Source organism: Daejeonella sp. (assembly GCF_044342615.1).
Lineage (GTDB): Bacteria > Bacteroidota > Bacteroidia > Sphingobacteriales > Sphingobacteriaceae > Daejeonella.
The window spans coordinates 1-21,496 of record NZ_JBIIPN010000037.1 but is presented as its reverse complement, the minus strand read 5'-3'; the positions used below and the strand labels follow the sequence as shown (position 1 = coordinate 21,496).

The 21,496-nt window shown below is 36.3% G+C and carries 21 protein-coding genes; 4 read left to right on the top strand and 17 right to left on the bottom strand.

Annotated features, from left to right (window positions below; genetic code table 11):
* Window positions 1-395, bottom strand: a 395-nt coding sequence (locus ACIQ0D_RS05095) for an RNA polymerase sigma factor (RefSeq protein ID WP_395803481.1), incomplete at its 3' end; no start/stop codon positions are given.
* 156 nt (window positions 396-551) lie between these two features.
* On the opposite strand from ACIQ0D_RS05095, the gene ACIQ0D_RS05090 reads away from it, so the two are divergent.
* Window positions 552-899, top strand: coding sequence for a DUF6249 domain-containing protein (locus ACIQ0D_RS05090; protein WP_395803480.1), 348 nt, complete (start codon window positions 552-554; stop codon window positions 897-899).
* 51 nt (window positions 900-950) lie between these two features.
* Here ACIQ0D_RS05090 and ACIQ0D_RS05085 read toward each other — a convergent pair whose 3' ends face one another.
* Genes ACIQ0D_RS05085 through ACIQ0D_RS05075 form a run of 3 tightly spaced genes read right to left on the bottom strand, consistent with a single transcriptional unit; the run spans window position 951 to window position 3,086 of the window.
* The gene (locus ACIQ0D_RS05085; protein WP_395803479.1) at window positions 951-1,373 is read right to left on the bottom strand and encodes a hotdog fold thioesterase; all 423 of its coding nucleotides are present in this window, start codon (window positions 1,371-1,373) and stop codon (window positions 951-953) included.
* Complete coding sequence (locus ACIQ0D_RS05080; RefSeq protein WP_395803478.1) at window positions 1,370-1,879, bottom strand: DinB family protein; 510 nt, start codon at window positions 1,877-1,879, stop codon at window positions 1,370-1,372. The genes ACIQ0D_RS05085 and ACIQ0D_RS05080 overlap by 4 nt, the downstream gene beginning before the upstream one ends.
* Window positions 1,857-3,086 carry a sensor histidine kinase gene (locus tag ACIQ0D_RS05075; RefSeq protein ID WP_395803477.1) on the bottom strand — a complete coding sequence of 410 codons (1,230 nt, stop codon included), beginning with the start codon at window positions 3,084-3,086 and terminating at the stop codon, window positions 1,857-1,859. The genes ACIQ0D_RS05080 and ACIQ0D_RS05075 overlap by 23 nt, the downstream gene beginning before the upstream one ends.
* Window positions 3,087-3,235: 149 nt before the next feature.
* Here ACIQ0D_RS05075 and gltX point away from each other — a divergent pair, with 149 nt between their 5' ends.
* Window positions 3,236-4,771 (top strand): glutamate--tRNA ligase, encoded by a 1,536-nt coding sequence (gene gltX / locus ACIQ0D_RS05070; RefSeq protein ID WP_395803476.1) that lies wholly within the window; start codon window positions 3,236-3,238, stop codon window positions 4,769-4,771.
* Between the two features lie 365 nt (window positions 4,772-5,136).
* On the top strand, window positions 5,137-5,664 hold the full coding sequence (locus ACIQ0D_RS05065) for a hypothetical protein (RefSeq protein WP_395803475.1): 528 nt from the start codon (window positions 5,137-5,139) through the stop codon (window positions 5,662-5,664).
* Window positions 5,665-5,869: 205 nt separating this feature from the next.
* Here ACIQ0D_RS05065 and ACIQ0D_RS05060 read toward each other — a convergent pair whose 3' ends face one another.
* From ACIQ0D_RS05060 to ACIQ0D_RS05030, 7 genes are all read right to left on the bottom strand, one after another.
* Window positions 5,870-8,440 (bottom strand): ABC transporter permease, encoded by a 2,571-nt coding sequence (locus ACIQ0D_RS05060; RefSeq protein ID WP_395803474.1) that lies wholly within the window; start codon window positions 8,438-8,440, stop codon window positions 5,870-5,872.
* Window positions 8,427-9,143: an ABC transporter ATP-binding protein gene (locus ACIQ0D_RS05055; RefSeq protein WP_395803473.1), complete on the bottom strand. Its 717-nt coding sequence runs from the start codon at window positions 9,141-9,143 to the stop codon at window positions 8,427-8,429. Before ACIQ0D_RS05055 ends, ACIQ0D_RS05060 begins: the two co-directional genes overlap by 14 nt.
* A 686-nt stretch (window positions 9,144-9,829) precedes the next feature.
* On the bottom strand, window positions 9,830-10,357 hold the full coding sequence (locus ACIQ0D_RS05050; RefSeq protein ID WP_395803472.1) for a hypothetical protein: 528 nt from the start codon (window positions 10,355-10,357) through the stop codon (window positions 9,830-9,832).
* A 13-nt stretch (window positions 10,358-10,370) separates the two neighbouring features.
* Window positions 10,371-11,582 carry a membrane protein insertion efficiency factor YidD gene (gene yidD, locus ACIQ0D_RS05045; RefSeq protein ID WP_395803471.1) on the bottom strand — a complete coding sequence of 404 codons (1,212 nt, stop codon included), beginning with the start codon at window positions 11,580-11,582 and terminating at the stop codon, window positions 10,371-10,373.
* A 39-nt stretch (window positions 11,583-11,621) separates the two neighbouring features.
* Entirely contained in the window at window positions 11,622-11,828 is a 207-nt protein-coding gene (locus tag ACIQ0D_RS05040) for a hypothetical protein (protein ID WP_395803470.1), read from the bottom strand.
* 317 nt (window positions 11,829-12,145) lie between these two features.
* Window positions 12,146-12,811: a response regulator gene (locus ACIQ0D_RS05035; protein ID WP_395803469.1), complete on the bottom strand. Its 666-nt coding sequence runs from the start codon at window positions 12,809-12,811 to the stop codon at window positions 12,146-12,148.
* A 4-nt stretch (window positions 12,812-12,815) separates the two neighbouring features.
* A complete protein-coding gene (locus ACIQ0D_RS05030; RefSeq protein WP_395803468.1) occupies window positions 12,816-14,477 on the bottom strand; it encodes an ATP-binding protein in 1,662 nt (553 codons plus the stop codon).
* Window positions 14,478-14,620: 143 nt separating this feature from the next.
* Between ACIQ0D_RS05030 and ACIQ0D_RS05025 the strand changes: the two genes are divergently transcribed.
* On the top strand, window positions 14,621-15,295 hold the full coding sequence (locus ACIQ0D_RS05025) for an arylesterase (protein WP_395803467.1): 675 nt from the start codon (window positions 14,621-14,623) through the stop codon (window positions 15,293-15,295).
* A 711-nt stretch (window positions 15,296-16,006) separates the two neighbouring features.
* Here ACIQ0D_RS05025 and azu read toward each other — a convergent pair.
* From azu to ACIQ0D_RS04995, 6 genes are all read right to left on the bottom strand, one after another.
* The gene (gene azu, locus ACIQ0D_RS05020; RefSeq protein WP_395803466.1) at window positions 16,007-16,510 is read right to left on the bottom strand and encodes an azurin; all 504 of its coding nucleotides are present in this window, start codon (window positions 16,508-16,510) and stop codon (window positions 16,007-16,009) included.
* 351 nt (window positions 16,511-16,861) lie between these two features.
* Window positions 16,862-18,193, bottom strand: coding sequence for a sensor histidine kinase (locus ACIQ0D_RS05015; RefSeq protein ID WP_395803465.1), 1,332 nt, complete (start codon window positions 18,191-18,193; stop codon window positions 16,862-16,864).
* Window positions 18,194-18,868: a response regulator transcription factor gene (locus ACIQ0D_RS05010; protein WP_395803464.1), complete on the bottom strand. Its 675-nt coding sequence runs from the start codon at window positions 18,866-18,868 to the stop codon at window positions 18,194-18,196. It abuts the gene before it with no gap.
* Between the two features lies 1 nt (window position 18,869).
* On the bottom strand, window positions 18,870-19,718 hold the full coding sequence (locus ACIQ0D_RS05005) for a hypothetical protein (RefSeq protein WP_395803463.1): 849 nt from the start codon (window positions 19,716-19,718) through the stop codon (window positions 18,870-18,872).
* A 17-nt stretch (window positions 19,719-19,735) separates the two neighbouring features.
* Complete coding sequence (locus ACIQ0D_RS05000; protein WP_395803462.1) at window positions 19,736-20,128, bottom strand: hypothetical protein; 393 nt, start codon at window positions 20,126-20,128, stop codon at window positions 19,736-19,738.
* 212 nt (window positions 20,129-20,340) lie between these two features.
* Window positions 20,341-21,496: c-type cytochrome (locus ACIQ0D_RS04995; protein WP_395803461.1), on the bottom strand; the 1,156-nt coding region annotated here is incomplete at its 5' end.

Below are 21,496 nucleotides of genomic sequence, written 5' to 3'. Positions count from 1 at the left end.
GAAATCGCCAAATTTACAAATTGCATTTTCGATTTATGTTCGACATCAATTACTGTATGATCAGATGAATAAGCTTCTAGTTGAATTAGGCTTGTTTCATCATCAATTGATTGTGTATCAAGCTTTTTCTTTCTTAAGAAAGTCATTGCTGTAGTATAAACTATACTGTAGAGCCAAGTACTAAATTTAGCGTTTTGCTTAAAGGTGGCCAAAGCACGAAAAGCCTTGATAAAGCTATCTTGAGCAATTTCTTCTGCATCTTCCCTACACTTTGAAAACCTCAAGGCAAGCGTGAACACAAATCGCTGATGTTTCTTGATGATTTCGGCATAAGCCATCCTATCACCTTGCAGCACCTGGCTAATTAAGTCTATATCTGATTTATCGTCTCGCATTAATCATGTTGTGTGACGCTGCTTTGTATCTTTAGGTTACATCCAACAAAAATTAAAATACATTAATTAGATGTAACCTCTTACAAAAGCAAGTAGTCTTAGTTTATAGATTCGACGAATGCACAAATTTGTAAACAATAAATAAAATACATTAATATGAATGAAGAAATTTTTATACCCATTTTATTAGGTTTAGGCCTATTCGCAACAATTTTTGGAGTGAGATATCTCCAAAATCAAGAAAATATGTTAATGATACAAAGCGGGATGGATCCGGGAATTCGCAGGCCTAAAGGACCAACCTTCACAGCTCTTAAAATAGGGTTATTATTAATTGGCGCTGGACTTGGACTATTTATAGCATTTGTACTTGATAATACCATTTTGAACTTTAATGAACATGGGAATAACCCAGCAATTTATTTTGCCTTAATAGCTGTTTTTGGCGGACTAGGGCTCTTTATTTCTCATTTAATTGAGATGAAAGAAAGCAAAGAGAAATAAAAATTATAACTGAATAATCCCGAAAAAGATAAATTCTTGATCGGGATTATTTTACGTTTTCGGAATAATCGCAACAGTTAACCTACTCACGCAAGTCATTTTCCCACGCTGATCATATAATTTTATATCCCAAACATGGGTTTTACCACCAATATGAATTGGAGTACAAACTCCAGTTACGAAACCTGATTTTACAGGCCTGAGGTGATTAGCGTTGACTTCTAAACCCACTCCAATATATTTATCCGAATTGATTACTAAGTTGGAAGCAACACTTCCCAGTGTTTCGGCTAGAACTACCGAAGCACCTCCATGCAAAATGCCATAAGGCTGCCTAGTTTTTTCATTTACAGGCATACGCGCAGATAGCGAATCCGGGGTAATTTCGGTAAATTCTATTTCCATTACTTCACCAATATGACCTTTAGGGCGTCCATTTAAATCTTCAAGACTAAATTCTTTTGCCCAAATCATAGATAACGTTCTTTTAAGATTTTTTGGTGATGATTGACATGACCTGCTAAAATATAAACTAGAGCGCGGACACTAATCGGTCTTTCGTTTGAAATTCCTGATTGACTTAACTCCAATTCATTAAAAGAATTTAGCAAATACATGGTTGATTTCCGAAGTACAATAAACTCATCTACAAGGCTTTGCAAAGTACGATCAGCAAAATGTGCATATTTTACATAATCATTCTCATCAAATCCGGGTAGCGCTGTAACATCTTGACGAGCGAAACGCAAAGCACGGTAAGACATAATTCGTTCTGTATCAAGTATATGACCTACAAGTTCTTTGATGGTCCATTTGCCCTCTGCATAGGCATAGCAGGCTTTTTCTTCAGAAATGCTACTCAAAAATTTTGGAAATGAACTGATTTGGCTTTCTAATTCTGCCAAAACATCATCTCCTACCATATCAATATATCCTTTATAAAAAATAGGAAATTCGTCAGCTTGTGGTCGTAGGTACATAAGTCATATTACTTTTTAAAACAATGCGGAAAGTGGTACCCTTTGCAATTTCAGAGTCCTTCACAAATACGCTTCCTTGATGGTAATTCTCAACAATACGCTTGGTTAGTGAAAGTCCTAAACCCCATCCACGCTTACGGGTGGTATATCCCGGCTGGAAAACCGTGTCAAAATCTTTTTTAGGTATCCCTGCGCCAGTATCGGTAATATCAATAAATACCTGCTCTTTTACCAGGTTCTCCTTAACCTCAATTTTGATAATCCCTTCATTATCAATGGCATTAACGGCGTTTTTTAGAATGTTTTCAATAACCCAATCAAACAGAGGCACATTGACTAGTGCTTCAACTTGTTTATCTCCAATCAAAATAAATTCGATTTTATCGCTAACCCGAACTTTAAAATAATTGACAAATTCTTCGACTACTTCGTACACCACATGATTATGAAGAATGGGCTTGGAACCAATTTTAGAAAATCGATCGGCAACGGTTTCTAGTCGCTTAACATCATTTTCCATCTCCAAAATCATCGACTCATCCGATAAGTTAAACTTCGATTTTAGAAGTTCTACCCAAGCCATCAGGGAAGAAATTGGTGTTCCTAATTGATGTGCCGTTTCCTTTGCTAAACCAACCCACACTTGATCCTGCTCCGACTTCCTAGAAGAGCTAAAAACGCCATAGGCAATTAGCAAAAATATCGCGATCAACGAAAGCTGAATGTATGGAAAAACCTTTAATTGAGTTACTAAAATGGAATCTTTATAATACACAAACCACTTTTCATTACTGCGATTATTGAGCTCGAGGACTATCGGTTCAGGATGTTGAGCCTTCATCGCCTTGAGTTGATTTTTAAAATATTTAGGATCGTATTTTTTCTTTGAGTCGGCCTCTAGGTCGAAATTGGTTTTTGTACTGTCGAGTCCGCGCCAAGTAACAATATTTTCTGCCGAATCTACCACAATTGCTGGCACACTTAAGCTATCCCGAATGCTGTAAATGAAACTAATGTATTCGTCATTTACATCCGGCATTGCGATAATACTCTGCGTACTTCTTGCCCATAATTCGGCCCTGGTACGCTCTGCAGTGGATATATTTCGAACGAGGTAATTGGTATACCACAAAGAGGCACCTGCAATTAGGATTGCAAAACCGAGCAAAATAAACTTCCAGCGACGTTTCCTTTGATATGGATTCATATTCTTCAGCAAATTACGAAAGGAAATGCAATTGCAAAGGCAAATCGATAGAAAATATTATAGGGTCAAGCTCATGAGATGAGAATTCAAAATACATCCTAATTGAAAAGGGAAGGCTAAGAATGCTAACATTGTTTTATCTTTGCGACATGTCTGAAATCACAAAAAAAGTAAGGGTACGATTTGCCCCTAGTCCGACTGGTGGTTTACACCTTGGAGGAGTAAGAACGGTATTATTTAATTATTTATTTGCCCGCAAACACGGTGGCGATTTTATTCTGAGGATTGAAGACACCGACCAAAGTCGTTATGTGGAGGGTGCAGAACAATATATTTTAGATTGTTTAGCTTGGTGCGGATTAAATCCGGATGAAGGACCACAAAATGGTGGACCATTTGCCCCATACCGCCAAAGTGAGCGTAAAGCAAATTACAGAATTTACGCCGAACAATTAGTGAAAGATGGTTTCGCTTACTATGCTTTCGATACTCCTGAGGAGCTAGATACACAGCGACAAATAACGCCAAATTTTCGCTATGGTCATGAAAATCGGGCATTTTTACGTAATTCATTAAATCTTTCTGCCGAAGAAACAAAGGCACTCCTTGATCAGAATACACCACACGTAATCCGCATCAAAGTGCCTGTAGATGAGACTGTTCACTTTGTGGATATGATTCGTGGCGATGTAAGTTTCGATACTAATTTGGTAGATGATAAAGTGCTTTTAAAGGCCGATGGTATGCCAACATATCATTTAGCGGTTGTTGTTGATGATTATTTAATGAAAATTAGCCATGCCTTTAGAGGTGAAGAATGGCTTCCTTCAGCCCCTGTTCATATTCTATTATGGGAATACTTAGGTTGGAAAGCAGATATGCCAGAATGGGTACACTTACCCCTGATTTTAAAGCCTGATGGCAATGGCAAATTAAGTAAGCGCGATGGCGATAGATTGGGCTTTCCGGTTTATGCGATGAACTGGACCGATCCAAAAAGTGGTGAAACTACCCGAGGTTTCCGTGAGATGGGATACCTTCCGGAGGCATTCGTAAATATGCTTGCCCTTTTGGGATGGAATGATGGAACAGAGCAGGAAATTTTCAGCATGGATGAATTGATTGAAAAATTCAGCATTGAAAGGGTGAGTAAGGCAGGAGCGAAATTCGATTTTGAGAAAGCCAAATGGTTTAACCATGAATATATTAAGAAGGCAGAAATTGCTGATATCAAAGGTCAAGTACTAAATATCCTTCATGATAAGGGGATACAAGTAGCTGACAATGAATACTTTGAAAAGGTTTTGGAAGCAGTAAAAGAACGTATGACCTTTCTTCAAGATTTCTGGGAGCAAGCTTCATTCTTCTTTGAAACACCAGAAGAATACGATTTAAACGCAGTAAAGCCAAAATGGACTGATGAGAAAACTGAGTTTTTTAAGTCTTTGATTCAATGCTATAAAGCAGTATCTGCTACAGATGCTTGGGAAAGTGTCAATCTTGAACATATCTTCAAGTCACTGGCTGAAGAAAAAAACATTAAAGCAGGCGAATTAATGCTTCCATTCCGAGTGATGTTGGTGGGCGGTAAATTTGGTCCCGCAGTTTTTGATATTTCCGTATTAATTGGACAAGCGGAAACAATAAAAAGAATTGAAAAAGCTGTGATCGCTTTTACAGAATAAAATCTTTATACCGGGATAGAGAAGGCTAATTATTCATTTAATTAGCCTTTTTTTTGGCCTTGGAATGGGGAAATTTTACAGGAGTTGAATGAAAGAGCTAAATAATTATAAAGAGCTTTTACCCTAATTTTATTGATTGGAACGAATAATTACCGTTAACTAAAAAAATAAACACGTTATAAAATGCTTTTCTCTTTTAATCATACTTTCATCATTAAAAAAGAATGGCCAAGTACAATCCCAAAATCCATCACCGTAGATCGATACGATATAAAGGTTATGATTACTCGAAATCAGGGCTTTATTTTATTACGATAAATTGCCAAAATAACGTTTATAGGTTTGGAGATGTTGTAAATGAGGAAATGAAATTAAATGAATTTGGGAAAATTGCGCATGAGGAATGGATAAAATTGGAGGATAGATTTCCTAATTTTGAATTGGATGTATTTCAGATAATGCCAAATCATATGCATGGGATAATTTCATTAAGAAATATAAATCCAATCGTTGAATTAACCGTCGGGGCTGGGGTGAACCCCGTCCCGACAAATAAAAATAATTTTAATAATAATAATATGGCGACCGCAATTGCAGGGGCGGAGTTCACCTCCGCCTGTTCTAATGATAAAAATTTTAACAATATGGCGACCGCAAAGGTCGCCCCGACGAGGGTCGCCCCGACGATAGGAGATATCATTGGAGCCTACAAATCATTAGTAGCAAATGCATGCCTAGATATTTATAAATCTAGAAATGAAATCATGGGAAAATTTTGGCAGAGAGATTATTATGACATTATTATACGAGATGCGAGAGCCTATTTACAGATATCAAAATATATTGAAAACAATCCAAAAAATTGGAAGAAAGATAAATTTAAAAATAAATAAATTCAATAATAAACCAATCGAAGGCGCGCGGTTCACCCACGCCCATTTCCCAATTAATAGTTGATTTTCATGATGGGGCGACCGAAATTGAAGGGGCGTGGTTCACCCACGCCCATCTAGTAATTAAAAGTTGATTTTGGTGATAGGGCGACCGCAAGGGTCGCCCCGACGAATGTTATAGAATTAACGTATACAGATCATTATTTTAAACATCCGTCCTAAGCACCTCCAAAGGTGGACGATTTAATATCCCTCGACTATTAAACAATCCGATAAAAACGGTTAGGGAGGTGATGACTAAGAATAACAATAGAACTGGTAAAAGCGGCGGACTAAAACTTGTTTCGAAAGTAAAAACTGCCAATGCCCAACTCGCACCAAGCGATAGAATGATACCTGCACCAGCAGCCAAAGCTCCCAAAAAGAAATATTCAAGTGCAGTAATGATCAAAATTTGTTTACGACTAGCGCCAATGGTTCTTAATAAAACACTTTCGCGAATACGCTGGTATTTACTGATCAAAACCGATGAAATAAGCACAATTAATCCTGTAATGATGCTAAAAGCTGCCATAAAACGAATCACAAAACCCATTTTATCCAAAATTTCATCAAGTACACTTAATACTAAACCAAGGTCAATCATAGAAATATTGGGGAAATTTCGAACCACCGCTTGTTGATATTTTGCAGACACCTCATCGGAAGGCACCTGAGTTAATAGCACATGAAACTGAGGAGCATTTTCAAGCACACCAGCAGGAAAAATTAATAGAAAATTAGTCTGAATACGATTCCAATCCACCTTTCTAGTACTTCCAATAATTGCTTTCAAAGGTGCTCCCTGCACATTAAATTTAAGCTCATCACCTACCTTGACGCCAATCCTACTAGCATAGGCATCCTCAATCGATACATAAATTGGCTTTCCTGCTTCCACTTTGCCGGTCCATTCGCCTTCTATAATTTCTTCCGAATCGCTCAAACTATCTCGATAGGTAACGCGGAATTCACGGTCTAAAGCACGTATTGCAGCTTTATTGAGACTATCCTTTTTAAAATCAGTGGCTGTACGACCGTTAATTTCAGTGATTCTCAAATTCACAATTGGAACCTCCTGAATTATAGGTAAATCCATGCTTTTTGTAAGATTTGACACCTCCACTTTCTGTTCAGATTGAATATCAAAAAGTATCATGTTCGGCTGATTCTTACTCGACGAAAGCGTAACACTATTGATTAAAATTCCCTGCACCAAAAAGAGCGTGCAAATAAAAGCAGTCCCTAGACCGATAGAAACCACTAATATTAAAGTCTGATTATTAGGTCTAAACAAATTTGCAAAACCTTGACGCCATAAATAGCTCCAAGATGAAGGGAAAAAACGACGTGCAAACCACATCAATCCGTAGGCCAAGGATGCCAAAATAATGAATGCTGCTAAGACACCTCCGGTGAAGAAAAAAGTCTGCTTCAGGGAGCTCATCTGCAAATAGCTGAAGCCGAAAATGAATAAAACAATTAGGAAGTACACCAACCATTTTAGCGGATCCTTAAACAGACTCGTTTCTTGAAAAGATAAACGCAAAGTATTTAGCGGAGAAATATTTCGTACCGACACTAGAGGCAAAAGCGCAAATAAAATGGAGATAATGAGTCCCAAAATGATACCCTGAGCAATAGAAAGCCATGAAATTGCAGCGGTAATTTTAACCGGTAAAAAATCCGCTAAAACTGCTGGTAAAACCTGCTGAATGAGTGTACCAAGCAGTGATCCAAGTATAGAACCAATTAAGCCGACACCAATAATTTGAATCAAATAAATTAAAAAAGCCTGTTTAGCACTTGCACCTAAGCATCGCAGAATAGCGATGGTATTAATCTTTTCACGAATATAAATATGAATGGCACTGGCAACACCAATACATCCCAAAAGTAGGGCAATAAAACCTACTAAAGCCAGAAATTCAGTAAGATCTTCAAATGAACGGCCGGTATTCTCCTTTCGGGATTCAATCGTTTCATAATCAAGCTCCGCCTTTTCAAATTGAGGTTCTAATTTCTTTGTAAGTTTCTTAATATCAACACTTTCGGAAAATTTATAGTAATAATTATAGCTAATGCGACTACCCTTTTGTGAAAGTCCGGTTTGCTCTAAATAACTCAAAGGAATATACACGATGGGTGCTACGGAAGAAGCAAAACCTGTCTGACCTGGTGCCTTATTAATTACTCCCGAAATTTCAAATGTAAGTTCACCCACTTTAATGGAATCACCCACTTGAGCATCAAATTGGAGCATGAGGGTTTTATCAACGAGGGCAGATTGCTTTTCACGAAAAGTGCGGCTAGCCGTCGCGGGACTCGTTTCAATTTCACCATAGTAAGGATATTGACCAGAAAGTGCTTTTACACTAACTAATCGGGTTCCTTCACTTTTAGGGAAATAAATCATGGATGCAAAAGCACGTTCTTCGGAACGTTCATCACCCAATTCTTGAAGTAACTTTAAGGCATCGGGTGCTACCGCTTTATTGGTTTCTACAACTAAATCGGCACCCAAAAGACTTTTGGCCTGCGAATCGATATCCTTTTTAAGATTATGTTCAAAAGAATAAATAGCCACTAATGCCGCTATTCCAAGGATGATGGAAGAGATAAATAAGAATAAACGGGAGCGGTTTCGGCGACTATCCCGCCAAGCCATAAGAAAGAGCCATTTTAAATTCATCGGACTCCCATTTTCTGCAGATGGAAAAAAGTTAAGCTCCGACATGGTTCGAATTTTTGTTATTGGTTAATTCGTCTGAGATTAATGATCCACCCTTAATTCGAATTATTCTTTGAGTTTTGGCGGCAAGCTCAAGATCATGCGTAACTAAAACCAAGGTTGTTCCCGCTTCCTTATTTAGGTCGAATAATAATTTAACCACCTTTTCACTCGTTTCGGCATCAAGGTTTCCTGTAGGCTCATCGGCAAATAATATTTTAGGCGAATTAGAGAATGCGCGTGCTAAAGAAACGCGCTGCTGCTCACCACCAGAAAGCTGACTTGGATAATGGTGTCCGCGATCTGCCAAACCCACCTTTTCGAGTAAGGCTTCAGCCCGCGGACGGATATGCTTTTCGCCTCGAAGCTCAAGTGGAACCATGACATTTTCGAGCGCTGTGAGCGTAGGTAATAATTGAAAATTTTGAAAGATAAATCCCACATGTTGATTACGAACATGTGCGCGCTCATCCTCAGTCAAATTATCTAAACGAATATGATTAAGCTCCACCAAGCCAGAACTAGAACGATCTAAACCTGCACATAAACCCAAAAGTGTGGTTTTTCCGCTTCCAGATGGACCCACAATGGCGCAGGTAGAACCCGCCTCAATCGCGAAATTAATATCGTGTAAAACACTGAGCATTTTTCCGCCACTTTGATAGCTTTTACTAAGGTTTTGAATGTTTAGGATAGTGTTTTCAGGCATAATTTCCATTTATTGATCAGCTCTTGCAAAATAAGCAAATTGAAGGGCTTAAAATGTAAAAATCATCTCATATTATTAATGGATTGGGATAATACAAATATTATGCCTGCATAGGAATTTGGGTATTTCTAAGAACCTGCCCCCGCTCCGAAGGAGTCCTTTGGACTAGAGGGGGATATGCACAGCAACATCTGAAACCGTGCTATAAAAAATACATAACATTATTTACTAGGATGTCATCCCGAAACCTGCCCTTCCGCAGGTGAGGAACCTTCTTTAACACTGTAAACTCATTGCAGGATTAAATCAAAAACTGTAAAACTTTTTAGGACGATACAGGGGCCTCAGCTAGCGATTGTAAGGAGTCTGAAGAACTCATTATTGAATAATCCGTAGACACCGCTGCGCTGAAGTCTACAGACAGTGGTATTCAAGATGACGTGCTATGAAATCCGAACATCAAAGATATCGCTGCGTCATTTCGAACATGCCACTCTTATCGCGATTTAACCCATTAATGTCTGGCGTGGAGAAATCCCATGCTATGAAACAAAAACGTAAAGCCCACCACAAATCAATGAGGTTATGGAGTACCTAGATGAGATTTCTTTATCATAGTATTAAAAAAATAACAGCTATAAAATTTAAAATCTCATAGCTGTTATTTTAATCTGTAATGATTTTACTTAGATTTTGATAGTCATTGTAGATGCAACTGCAGTATTAACTTGGTAACCTGGAGGCACTTGTGCATTTTTACCTTTCATCGTTAAAAACAAAATACAAACAAATACTCCTAATAAAATAGAAAGGGATTGTTTGTCTTCACCTTCTTGATAAACATTACCACCAGTAAGAAAAACTTCTTGTCCGTCAGCAGCCGTTACAGATTTAATCTGTATTTCTATGAAACCTTCTTTTCCAAGTCCTTTGGCTCTTTGAGCTCTCATAACTTGTCCTTTGGCAATTGCACCTGCTGCAACTACAGTTTTACCCTCTACCTTCACATCATACTTCACTCTAAAGTCGATAGTTTGACCAACCGATACTAAATCGGATTGAATCATTGAGACAGTTTCAAGAGGAATATTAGTTCCTGCATTTAAAACTACATCGGCATTCCCAGGCATTTTAAATGACATAGAAAGAATTGATACTGCTAAAAGTAAAGCACAGTGCTTTACATAATTTGATTTTAGAATTTTAATAATCATTGTTTGTTGGTTTTTAAAAGTGTGAATTGTATTCTAGTTTATTATTTATTGATTTTCTTTGTTTTTCGTTAAAGCGTTTAGCACTTTTTGTTGCACCATAAATGTTTCCCATATAAAAACTAAAATTGAAAACACCAGTTAGTATCCCCATTCCATAGTTTTTGTTTTTTAAACTTGTATATGTTGCGTAAGCCAAAAGTCCATTTACCACCAATGCTGAAAAAGCTGTCTGTTTATGACCAGTATATAAATATCCGCCACCAGGAATAATTGAAAGCAAACCAGCAATTGCTGGGCTTTTATCTTTAATTTGAAGTGCACTTTCTGAAAGTTTATAATTTGAACTTGCTATTTTTCTGTGTGACTCGAACGCTGATAATAATTGATAGGACTTCATCGAATTTTTCCAATCGTATTTATTAGCATAGAGTAAACCATTTAACATGTGTATTTTAGGTTTACAAAACGTATCATTGCAAGATTCCATTGCCACAGATGTTGCACTTAGTGATTGATCAAAATTTTGAAGTTTGAATTGTATCAGCGCGATTTGAAAAGTCAATTCACTATTTGACTTATACTCATTTGGGCACTTAGTTTCGTATTCAAATAATGCTTTTTCATATTCTTCAAGAGCTTTTAAACAAATAATTTTGTTTACAAACAGCTCCAAATTGAACTTTTTAAGTTCAAACTCAATTCTCATGATTTCCAAAAGTGCCTCTTGATAATATTGATTATTGATTAACCTTTTTATGAAGGCAAATGAAGATTCATCATTTACTGTATCCGAGTAAGCAAAGTGATATGAATTACGGCTATAATAAAGTTCTATTGGTGCTTTGTCATAGGCTGGGTAATCAAGTGACTTAAAGCCATTTTCTCTTAAGGTTAAAGAATAGTTATCATGATCATGTCCACATCTTAATAAACGATCAGAAGTTAAAACAAAAGCAGAAACAAAATTAGATTCAGTGAATGTTTTCAAACCATAATTTGAGCAACTTGGATACATCGGACACTCCTGTCCACGAATACCACTTATATATTTCTGGTAAAATCCTATATAGTCATTAGCAGCTGATTCTTTTTTATTGATAGAATTAACTAATTGAGTCGGTTCAACTGACATTATTACTTTATCGTTTTCTTCAATAAAATTTTGAGCAACACAAAAAGCCGTTTTAAATATTATTAAAAATGTTATTATGTATCCTTTAATCATTGTTTATCTTATTGACTTCTTTCTAGTTGATATTTTTATTCATAGTAAAAATCCCTCACACCACCATCCCAAAACCACCAAAATTGCAATGCCAACAATGATTAACATTGCCTGTAATCCCACATAAGCACAACGAATTCCAAAATCAATCGTTTCATATAGGGTTTCCTTCGACTTTGTTAATTTTAAATAGCCAATAAAAGCTCCAATAGCTGTCATTAGCAAAAGCACTATAAACCAAATCATCACAAAATTTAAATTGAACACAATTTTATTTCATGTTTTGGACTTAACAAGCTTAATGGAATATTTCATTAAGCTCAATTTTAAGCACATACCCATTAGAATACGGCTTTAAACAAGAATAAATTAGTTTATTCAAAAATGTTTTATTTTAAGTAGAAATACTTACGGGAAACCGTAAAATGATGAATTGTTGATAATTTTCTCCGAATTTTAAATGACAATGGAGGTGGGGCTAGGGGAAAAATGATAGAATATCGAAAAAAGCTTTTGCTGATTGGCTATTCTGATGAAATGTAGGATTTAGATTTAAGGTGGGATTATATCACCCCAATATCCTTACAAAAGGCAATTAGCTGCTCATTATTTTTGAAGCTTAAAACTTCCTTCATGTAATTTAAGCGCTTCTCTACACTGCTTAGTCCAGATGGCTTAATTTTCTTTTCCCGCAAGTGATTTGGAATATCCTTTTGTAAAACACCATTAGAAAGCAAGCTAATTAATATAATATCGAACTCCTTAAATTCATAAGCATTACTGTACTGAATTGAACGTCTTAAGGAAGCACTTAAATAGGTTTTTTGATTACAAATTGCATCAAAGGCTTGCTTAAGTTCAGTCACATCGCGGCGAGCTTTTCTTACGAAAGCATTGATATTTAAGTCTTTAAATAAATTATCAATAATTGCTCCTTTGCTTTCGGCGGAAAATACAAGCACTTTAATAGTAGGCTGTAACTCTTTTACTGCCTTAATTAAATCGGTACCCGTACCAATTTTTTGGGGAATTTCATCCTCTTCAAAAGATAAATCGGTAATGAGCAAATCATACTCATTCTTAGTTTTAATGGCATGTGTAATACGCGTGAGTGCATCATCGCAATAATAGACATAGTCATTATTCAAACAACCGAAATCCTCTAGAGCCTTCCTAATTGAAATATTAGAACTTTCGTGATCTTCAGCAATAAGAACCTTTTTGAACATAATTTTAAACCGTGATAGGAATTATTAACTGTACATTAAGTCCGCCTCTTGTACTAGTTCCAAAATTAATATTACCATTTATGCTATTAATACGGTTTCCCGTATTTGTCAAACCATTCTTAAATTTTATGCCGTCAGAGATTCCTATGCCATTATCTGTATAATAAATAAAAATTTTATCGTCTTTAAGCTCAAACCGAATGGCAACTTGAGTCGCACGACTGTGTTTTCTCATGTTTACCATCAACTCTTGAAGCACTTGTTTAATCTCAAATTGATCTTGATAGGGCAAATGTTTCCACAGCTCATTCGTATTTCCAACAATAATTACTTTGGTTTCTTCTGAAGCAAATGAGACTAATAATTCGCGAATGGTATTTTCAAAACTATTATCTTCATTTGCTTTGGCTAACACATCATAAGAAATATCGCGTGAACGCTCATAAAGTGATTCCATTTTATCGAGTATATGCTCATGGATAATCTCCTTATTATTTTCAATTTCGGTCATTATTTGATAGATACCATTAGCTACCACATCATGCACTTTCTTGGAGGTTTTTAATTGCCCTTCTTGGATGGCATTTTTAGCCTCTAATTCCATGCGCTTTTTACGCTTTTTATACCAAATTATTGATAGGAAAGATCCTCCAACTAATAAAAGACTGAGTGAGAAAATCCAAATCGTACGAATTGTGGCCTCGCGCTGTAATAATAGGTTATTAGCTTTATGCTTTTCAGTTTCATAGCGAATGAGCGCAAATTGGTTTTTGGCGTTGTTTTTTACTGTTTGAAGGCTGTCACTTAATTGGCGATACTGAGCAAAATACTTTTTTGAATTTTGTTCATCACTTAATAAAACAAGCTTTTTAAGGCATTCGAGAAGGTCCCCTGGACTATCTAGACTATATACCATTTCATGCCATTGTTTTGCAAAATATAGGGCGCTATCGGGATGAGTTTTTAGATAGAAATCTGTGAGATGATCATAGCTATTGTTTTCGCCCAATTTATCTTTTTCTTTAATTCGGATACTTAATCCTTGTCTAAGTTCTGTAGATGCATTGTAACTGGGATTTTGGAGCCATTTGGTACTTGCATAGTTTGTAAGTATTCGGGCGTAATCTACAGGATTTTTCTCTTGGCTAACTAAACTCTTAAAAATCAGAATTGCATCATCATATTTGCCACTCTTTCGGTAATTTTCTGCAACATTGCTTCTGATACTTATTATTAGAGCACTATCTGACGTAAATTCTAAACTCTTATTATAAAACTCTATAGCTTTGTCATATTGTTTTAAACTAAAGCTACTGATTCCCAGAGCATTATAATTAGACAAGTTATATTTAAAGTGACCCGGGTTACTGTCATCCAAAAAACTAGATGCACTTAATGATAATTCTTGTGCCCCCAAATAGTCGCTCTTATCTGAAGCAATGATAGCCATATTGATCATACAAACGGCCGCATTGAGACTATCCTTTTCTTGAAGAAGCTCCTCTTTGGCCTTGTTATAATAAATAAAAGCAGAATCTTTATTGCCAGCATCACGAAATTTATATGCTTTTAGAAAAGTTGGATTTTTAGATTTTTCTACTTTAGGTGGGTTGGAGCAGGCGAAACAAAATGATATGATTATGAAAAGTGAAAAAGTATGGCGCATTGGAGGAAATTTTTATGTAATTTATAAAATTAGATTAGATTTTTTTCCTCTGATTTAGTGTTCTCAAAAAGCATCTATAGCTTAGGCTGGTAACCCGTGAACACCTACTAGAGAAAATTCAGTATTTTCGTATAAAAAAACTCATGGATAAAATCAAAATATATATTAGCCTATTTCTTATTGCAAGTCTTAGTGCTTGTTCAAATGGGGGAAATTCAAAAAAGGAAATTGAGAAAGCCAATGAGTCTGACACAAAATCAACAGGAGCTAAGAAAAATATTTTAGTTTTTGGGGATAGTCTCACTGCCGGACTAGGGCTTGAGACTGAAGAAGCTTTTCCGGCATTACTTGGGAATAAAATTGATTCGCTAGGCCTTGATTATGAGGTGATTAATGGGGGACTTAGTGGCGAGACTTCTGCGGCAGGAAAAGCACGCATCGATTGGCTCTTGAAAGACCCAGTAGATGTTTTTGTTTTGGAGCTCGGTGCAAACGATGGACTAAGAGGTATTCCGGTAAGTGAAACTCGTAAAAATTTACAAAGTATAATTGATCAGGTAAAAGCTAAATACCCAGATGTAAAAATGGTGATGGTTGGTATGGAAGTCCCGCCAAACATGGGAAAAAGTTATTCATCCGAATTTCGAGCAATATTCCCAGAGCTAGCGCAACAAAATAAAATGGCATTAGTTCCATTTTTACTAGATCGAGTGGGTGGTGTAGCTGAACTTAATCAAGCAGATGGTATTCACCCAACAGCTGCTGGACATAAGATATTAGCGGATAATGTGTGGAAGGTTTTAAAAGATATTCTATAATTTTTAAAACAAAAAAAATCCGGAAATTCCGGATTTTTTTGTTTGTAACCCTTTAAAAAATTCCTCAATTTGTTTAGGGGCAATTCATGTCTAATCAATTCAATTATAAGACGCAGGTAAAGCGAATTAGTTGCAAGAAGATGAAAATATTTTTGGAGGGGGATAAAGGCAATAGAAACTGGTAAGGTGGGAACACTGTTCAGAGGACCGACCAATTACAAATTATTGCGTCTAATCGAGAAAAAATAAAAAATTATGTGTCTATCAGAGACGCGAAACGTATGAAGGACAATTATCCGATTAGTTTTTCTGCGTCTTTGCGAGAATTAATCTTTTTGTGTCTCGCAGAGACGCAAAGCCGCAAAGAAAGAAGGCAATAAAATATAGAAAAGACGGCTGATACGGTTATAAAATCGACGAAAACCATTTTTATTGAAAAAACTTTGCGTCTCTGCGTCTTTGCGAGAATTAATCTTTTTGTGTCTCGCAGAGACGCAAAGCCGCAAAGAAAGAAGGCAATAAAATATAGAAAAGACGGTTGATACGGTTATAAAATCGACGAAAACCATTTTTATTGAAAAAACTTTGCGTCTCTGCGTCTTTGCGAGAATTAATCTTTTTGTGTCTCAACTAGAAACAATGTCGCGGATAAAGACATAAAAAAAAGCCCAAAACGTTACTTTTGGGCTTCTCAAATCAAAGTTTTTTGATTTATTGTACGTAGAAATTACCTTTCATCATACCACTATGACCAGGGAAAGTACAGATAAATTCATAAACACCTTTTGCTGGTGCTACAAACTCAATGGTAACAGATTCACCACCACCAATTAATTTAGTGTTTGCCAATACTTCAGAAGCTCCTGCAGGAATGTAATCCGTATCTTTTGCTTGCATCGCCTTAGTTGCAAAGTCAGAAACAATTGTCCCTTGAGCTAATAATACCCAATTATGGCCCATAGCTTCTTTGGCTACTTTACCAGTATGGTTAAGTGTCAACTTAACAATCTGACCTTCCTTAACTGTAATTTCAGGCAAATCAAATTTCATATCATCACCTGCATTAATGGTAATCGAAACTTCTTTTTCAACTGGTGCTGCTGCAGTTTCCTGACTTGTAGTGTCTGCAGAGCTAGTCTCAGTAGAGTCTGTGCTACCTCCGCATGAACTCAAAGCAAATAATGCCGAAAAAGCAATTAAACTTAATTTTTTCATATGATTTATGTTTTTAAAGTTTTATATAATACTCAAAATTAAGGCCTGAAAAATGGAGAATAATCGGCAGATTGTCACATTTAAGGAATAAAGTTATTTATACTTTATTATGATAATTGGGCTTGATTGGTGTTCTGTACCAAGCACCTAACTCTGCGAAAATTACTGACATCTATTGGATTAAAAAGAGTTATCGGTTGTCAGTTGTCAGGCTAACGACATCTGCGCAAGGGTAAAAATACTCAGGCAAATTTTCGCGTAAAAACGCATATTAGAGTTTCTTGCTAAGACGCTACTAAGCGGAAAAAATGTTTGATTTTCCATTTTCCAGTAGTAAGTGTTCTCCTCCAATCATTTAACTACCAGAAATGCCGGGAATAAAAGCCTAAACGCGCTACCCCTATCCGGTTCTGATTCTACAGAAATTATTATTTGATGATAATCGGCGATACTTTTAACAATAGATAATCCAAGTCCATAGCCACCCGAATCTTCTGATTTATTGGCCTTTTTAAAACGATTGAAAATAGTAGAAATTTCTTCTTCAGGAATGCCTATCCCACTATCAATCAGGTCTATAACGTATGTTCCATCTGCATTTAAGCAATCTTTAATATGTATAAATCCAGATTCTTTATTATAACGAATGGCATTATTTACCAAATTATAAAACATTTGGTAAATAAGATCTCGGTTTATGTTTTTAAGAATAATATTCTTTGAAATAGTCGATTCTAGGCTGATATTCTTTTCACTTAGCCTGTGACTAATCTCATCCGAAATATCCTCAAATAATTCTGAAACCTTTACTGAATCTTTCTTTGTAAATTGATCATTTTCAATTCTAGAAATCAGTAATAAAGAGTGCACAATGCGCTTAAGTCGGTTCAAGGTTTTTTGCATGCCAATAAGGCTTTCTTGAACTAAATCGCCAATTTCAGGCTCACTCATCAGGTTTTCAATCTTATTTTGCAAAATCCCGATTGGGGTCATCAGTTCATGTGATGCATTGGCTGTAAATTCTCTTTCTTTCTCAAAAGCAACATGAATTTGTTCCATGAGCTTAATTAATGAGTCGTCGAGGAATCGAAAATCACTAGTACTCGTTTTAATTGGAATTGGATTTTCGTTAAATGGAAATTTCCTATTGATAATTTTGGTCTTAATAATTTTCACCAATGGCCTGAGCAAGAAACGGGTGTAAAGCAGATCAATAATGAGGGTAATAAGAATCAATCCGAGTAAAACATAAGTTGCAATTCGTTGTAGCGGAGCATTATATTGATCTATGGTTTCAATAGTTTTTCCAACCTCCATCAAATAGGTCCCACGCTCCGTATCAAAAGCATGAATAAGTACGCGATAGTTCAGAGTGTCTTGTTCAATAACACGTTGATCGGTATAAATAGTATCGAGCGTAAAGCCCTGTTCTACAGGCTCCAAAGAAATATATTCCTCTTTAAGCATCGTATAACTGCCATAACTTTCTTCACCTTGCAAATACGAATCAACGCCATTTTTAGCAACCACTTCAAGTACTTTATTTTGCTGTTGCTGAAGGTAATAATCGGTATAATTACTAGCAATTTCGCCAATTAAATAGGGCAAAGTAAGGACAAATAGCAAAACTATAGCGAGTTTTGAGAGCGTAATGAAAAGTGTAAGTTTGCTGATTAATTTCAATTATTTCCTGATTTTATAGCCTACACCTCTTACCGTTTCGAGCCATTCGACGCTACCATAGGCTCCTAATTTTTTACGGATATTCTTAATGTGAACATCAATATAATTGGAGTCATACTCATCATCAACGAAAGATCCCCAAATGTGCTCACTCAACTGCATGCGATTAAGTACCCTGTTTTTATGTAAAAGTAGGTAGCTGAGCAAATCAAATTCCTTTCGGGTGAGGTCAATCTCATGCGATTGATGTTTAACCGTCCTATTTTGAAGGTCAATCATAAATTCTCCCAGTTCTATTTCTTGTGTATTGATATTAAATTTCCTCCTGGAGATGGCTTGCATACGCGATTGCAACTCAAGTAAAGAAAATGGTTTAGGAAGATAATCATCAGCTCCTAAATCAAGTCCCAAGATTCGATCTTCAATATTACCACGTGCTGTAAGAATGATATAAGCCGCATCAGGATTAAGCTTTTTCGCCTCCTGAAGCACTTTTAGTCCGTCGAGATCGGGTAATCCCAAATCAAGCAAAACAAAGTCATAGGGATTTACACCAATCATTTCTAGCCCTTTTTTGGCGGTATGTGCCATGTCGCAAAGGTAAAATGCCTTTTTCAGGAAGGCCTCTACTTCATAGGCCAAGGTTTTCTCATCTTCAATTAGCAGTACTTTCAAATCAGAATTGGTAATAGAAACTTAAGTTAAAAAATGAACGTGGTTTTTGCTGTGTATCCGACACGTTTTTTCCTAATTGGGAAACTTGCCATCCACCCTCTAATAGATAATTCCTGCGATTATAGCCCAGCAAGAAATTCATATTGTATGAAATCATGTTGAAGCTACTTGCACTCCTTGTGATGGTATAATTTTGATCTCTTGGAGGTAGATTGGGGTTATTAGGCATATTATTCAGCCTATTGCGCCTTACAATATATTCTTCAAAATAGTGCAAGGTGCCTCCTACAAGCTCTAAACCAGGCTCAAAAGAAATAAAATCCTTTTCTTTAGAAATACTTCCAAGATTAATAGGCTTTGAAGCTGTAAAAGAAAGGAATAAATCGGTTTGTGTTCCAAAAGCGTAATAGGTATTGAAACCTGTTTTGATTAAATTTAGATCATAAGCCAATGAAGCACTTATAGTATTTTCATTTGCTGCACCTAATAATGGCGAATTTTTCGCGAAGAAGGATCTGCTATAGGCTATGGTTCCATTCAAATTTTTCGCGATCTGCTGTTCTAATCCAGCAGTTAAATCTAATTCTGAAATTAAGGGACCGCCAGCATTTATCAATTTGTAAGATCCTACAGAAAAGAAAAGTCCATTTTTTAAGCTCAGAGCAATATTATTTAGAAAATAAGGTAGTTTTTGCTCCGCTGTTTGTCCGTAATAATTGGCATTATTACCATAAATTCCCGCTAGAATAATTGTATTTCTTTTAGGCTCTACTTCAGTAGAATCAACTTGCGAAAAGGCCCTTGAGGCTATAAAAAGTAGTAGTGTTAGAAAAATATACCCTCTATTCATATCTTAAATGGCCAATTTTAATGTAAACCCGCAAAGCCCTTTTTAGGAGTTTTCATTGGAATTCTTCTAATCGGAATGCGATCATTCAAAGTTTTAGGTTTCAATTTTGGAATTGATCGTGGTACCTGTTTAATGCCCGATTTTTGACGAATTTTTTTATTATCCCTGTTTATTTCTTGAATACGCTTACCTTCTCCTGGTTTAATCTCTCCTGCAAGACGATCCTGATCGTTTTTTTCACTTATTTTTTTTGCTGGTATTGAATCTAAGGCCAGGACTATAAGATGTTCAAAATCAATCTTTTTAAGCGGTTTAACTTCAATTTCCTTATCATAGGCAAATAGATTGGCAAATGGCATGCCAAGCAAAGCAATAAGGATTATTGTAGGAAAACCTGCTCTCAATTTCATCTTTTGTAAAAATACTGAATTTTGGCTCTTTTGAGTTAATCGACTATTATTCTAATCAGTATATCCTTAATGTTGGGATCAAAATAAATGAAAATTATTAGGTAAATAATAATCTTGGCACTAAGGTAGTGCTCGAACATGAAGGCTTGATGAATTTTTGAATAAAAAAAACCCGATCAATAAATGATCGGGTTTTATGCAGAAATATATTTTTATTTAAGCGAATTGATGTACGCCGCTATTTTTAAGCCATCCTCCTTTTTAACCTGAGGCATTGGCGGCATCGGGGTTGGATAATCCGGCCAATTTTCTGGCTTAGGATTGTGGATAAGCTGTACAATTTTCTCGGGACTATACTTACGTTTTGCAATATCCTTAAATGCTGGTCCCACCATTTTTTTATCAGGATTATGGCAAGATAAACAAGTATATGATGCAAGCATTCCCTTCACTTCATCATAAGTAGGTGCCTTAGTAGCTTGAACAGCAGGTGCCGCTTTAGGCGCTGCTGGTTTTAGGGCCGGCGCGGGACTAGCCTTCTTCAAGGCTGTTACTATCGTAGTAGCTTTGGCTTCAACAGCTGAAGAGTTTTTTGTACTCACTTCAGACATAGCTAATTTAGCACCATCGGGAATATTATTTAAAGTATAATATGCCGTAGGATGTACTAGCGAATAGAAATTATCGCGCTCACGAAGTCCGTCAAGCTTAATAGTATGTATATAATATCTGCGTAAATTATCAACAATAATTCTAGCTTTCAAACCATCAGCAGATAATTTAACACCTTTAATTGTATGATTTTCAAGGTTTACTGGCGGACTACCATATACTGGTTGATATTTATAGATATAACTTTCTACTGAGTAAGAAGCCAAATCTTCGGCAGATTTTTGATCTACAGGGAGGGTAAACTCAATTTCAAATCCATCAGGCATAGCTCTAACCGCTTTCATTTCAAAAGGTGTTTTCTTATTCCAAACTAAACGCTGTAAACCTTCATTTGCTTCACCAGCTGAACCCCATCCACGGTTTGTTTCACCGATAAATAAGGAGCTATCACGTGCCCAAGACATTCTGAGTACTCCCGATCTAAATCCTGAACGGAACATAAAAGAAGCGCCTTGATACTCGCCATTCACCTTTTCCATGAATACTCTAGAAAGAATACTCATTCCCTGATCACCAACCAAAGTTTGTCCTTCAAAGGGTCCGAAATGCCCTTTCGGGATAGTAATAGGCTCCGAATTAGAAATTCCTAAAACTCCATATGGAAGCCAAACGGCAGGTAAACGCAATTCTGGAAACTCCTTCTTCATATCGAAAAGGGTTTTAAATTGTTCATTCACTACATTTTCGGGTTTGATA

Bases quoted from the DNA above. Each gene is read 5' to 3' on its own strand.
- ACIQ0D_RS05055 (WP_395803473.1), bottom strand. From the start codon at position 9,143: ATGCCTGAAAACACTATCCTAAACATTCAAAACCTTAGTAAAAGCTAT.
- ACIQ0D_RS05040 (WP_395803470.1), bottom strand. From the start codon at position 11,828: ATGATTTGGTTTATAGTGCTTTTGCTAATGACAGCTATTGGAGCTTTT.
- ACIQ0D_RS05050 (WP_395803472.1), bottom strand. From the start codon at position 10,357: ATGATTATTAAAATTCTAAAATCAAATTATGTAAAGCACTGTGCTTTA.
- ACIQ0D_RS05030 (WP_395803468.1), bottom strand. From the start codon at position 14,477: ATGCGCCATACTTTTTCACTTTTCATAATCATATCATTTTGTTTCGCC.
- ACIQ0D_RS05085 (WP_395803479.1), bottom strand. From the start codon at position 1,373: ATGATTTGGGCAAAAGAATTTAGTCTTGAAGATTTAAATGGACGCCCT.
- gltX (WP_395803476.1), top strand. From the start codon at position 3,236: ATGTCTGAAATCACAAAAAAAGTAAGGGTACGATTTGCCCCTAGTCCG.
- ACIQ0D_RS05025 (WP_395803467.1), top strand. From the start codon at position 14,621: ATGGATAAAATCAAAATATATATTAGCCTATTTCTTATTGCAAGTCTT.
- ACIQ0D_RS05065 (WP_395803475.1), top strand. From the start codon at position 5,137: ATGAAATTAAATGAATTTGGGAAAATTGCGCATGAGGAATGGATAAAA.
- yidD (WP_395803471.1), bottom strand. From the start codon at position 11,582: ATGATTAAAGGATACATAATAACATTTTTAATAATATTTAAAACGGCT.
- ACIQ0D_RS05005 (WP_395803463.1), bottom strand. From the start codon at position 19,718: ATGAATAGAGGGTATATTTTTCTAACACTACTACTTTTTATAGCCTCA.
- azu (WP_395803466.1), bottom strand. From the start codon at position 16,510: ATGAAAAAATTAAGTTTAATTGCTTTTTCGGCATTATTTGCTTTGAGT.
- ACIQ0D_RS05060 (WP_395803474.1), bottom strand. From the start codon at position 8,440: ATGTCGGAGCTTAACTTTTTTCCATCTGCAGAAAATGGGAGTCCGATG.
- ACIQ0D_RS05080 (WP_395803478.1), bottom strand. From the start codon at position 1,879: ATGTACCTACGACCACAAGCTGACGAATTTCCTATTTTTTATAAAGGA.
- ACIQ0D_RS05035 (WP_395803469.1), bottom strand. From the start codon at position 12,811: ATGTTCAAAAAGGTTCTTATTGCTGAAGATCACGAAAGTTCTAATATT.
- ACIQ0D_RS05000 (WP_395803462.1), bottom strand. From the start codon at position 20,128: ATGAAATTGAGAGCAGGTTTTCCTACAATAATCCTTATTGCTTTGCTT.
- ACIQ0D_RS05090 (WP_395803480.1), top strand. From the start codon at position 552: ATGAATGAAGAAATTTTTATACCCATTTTATTAGGTTTAGGCCTATTC.
- ACIQ0D_RS05075 (WP_395803477.1), bottom strand. From the start codon at position 3,086: ATGAATCCATATCAAAGGAAACGTCGCTGGAAGTTTATTTTGCTCGGT.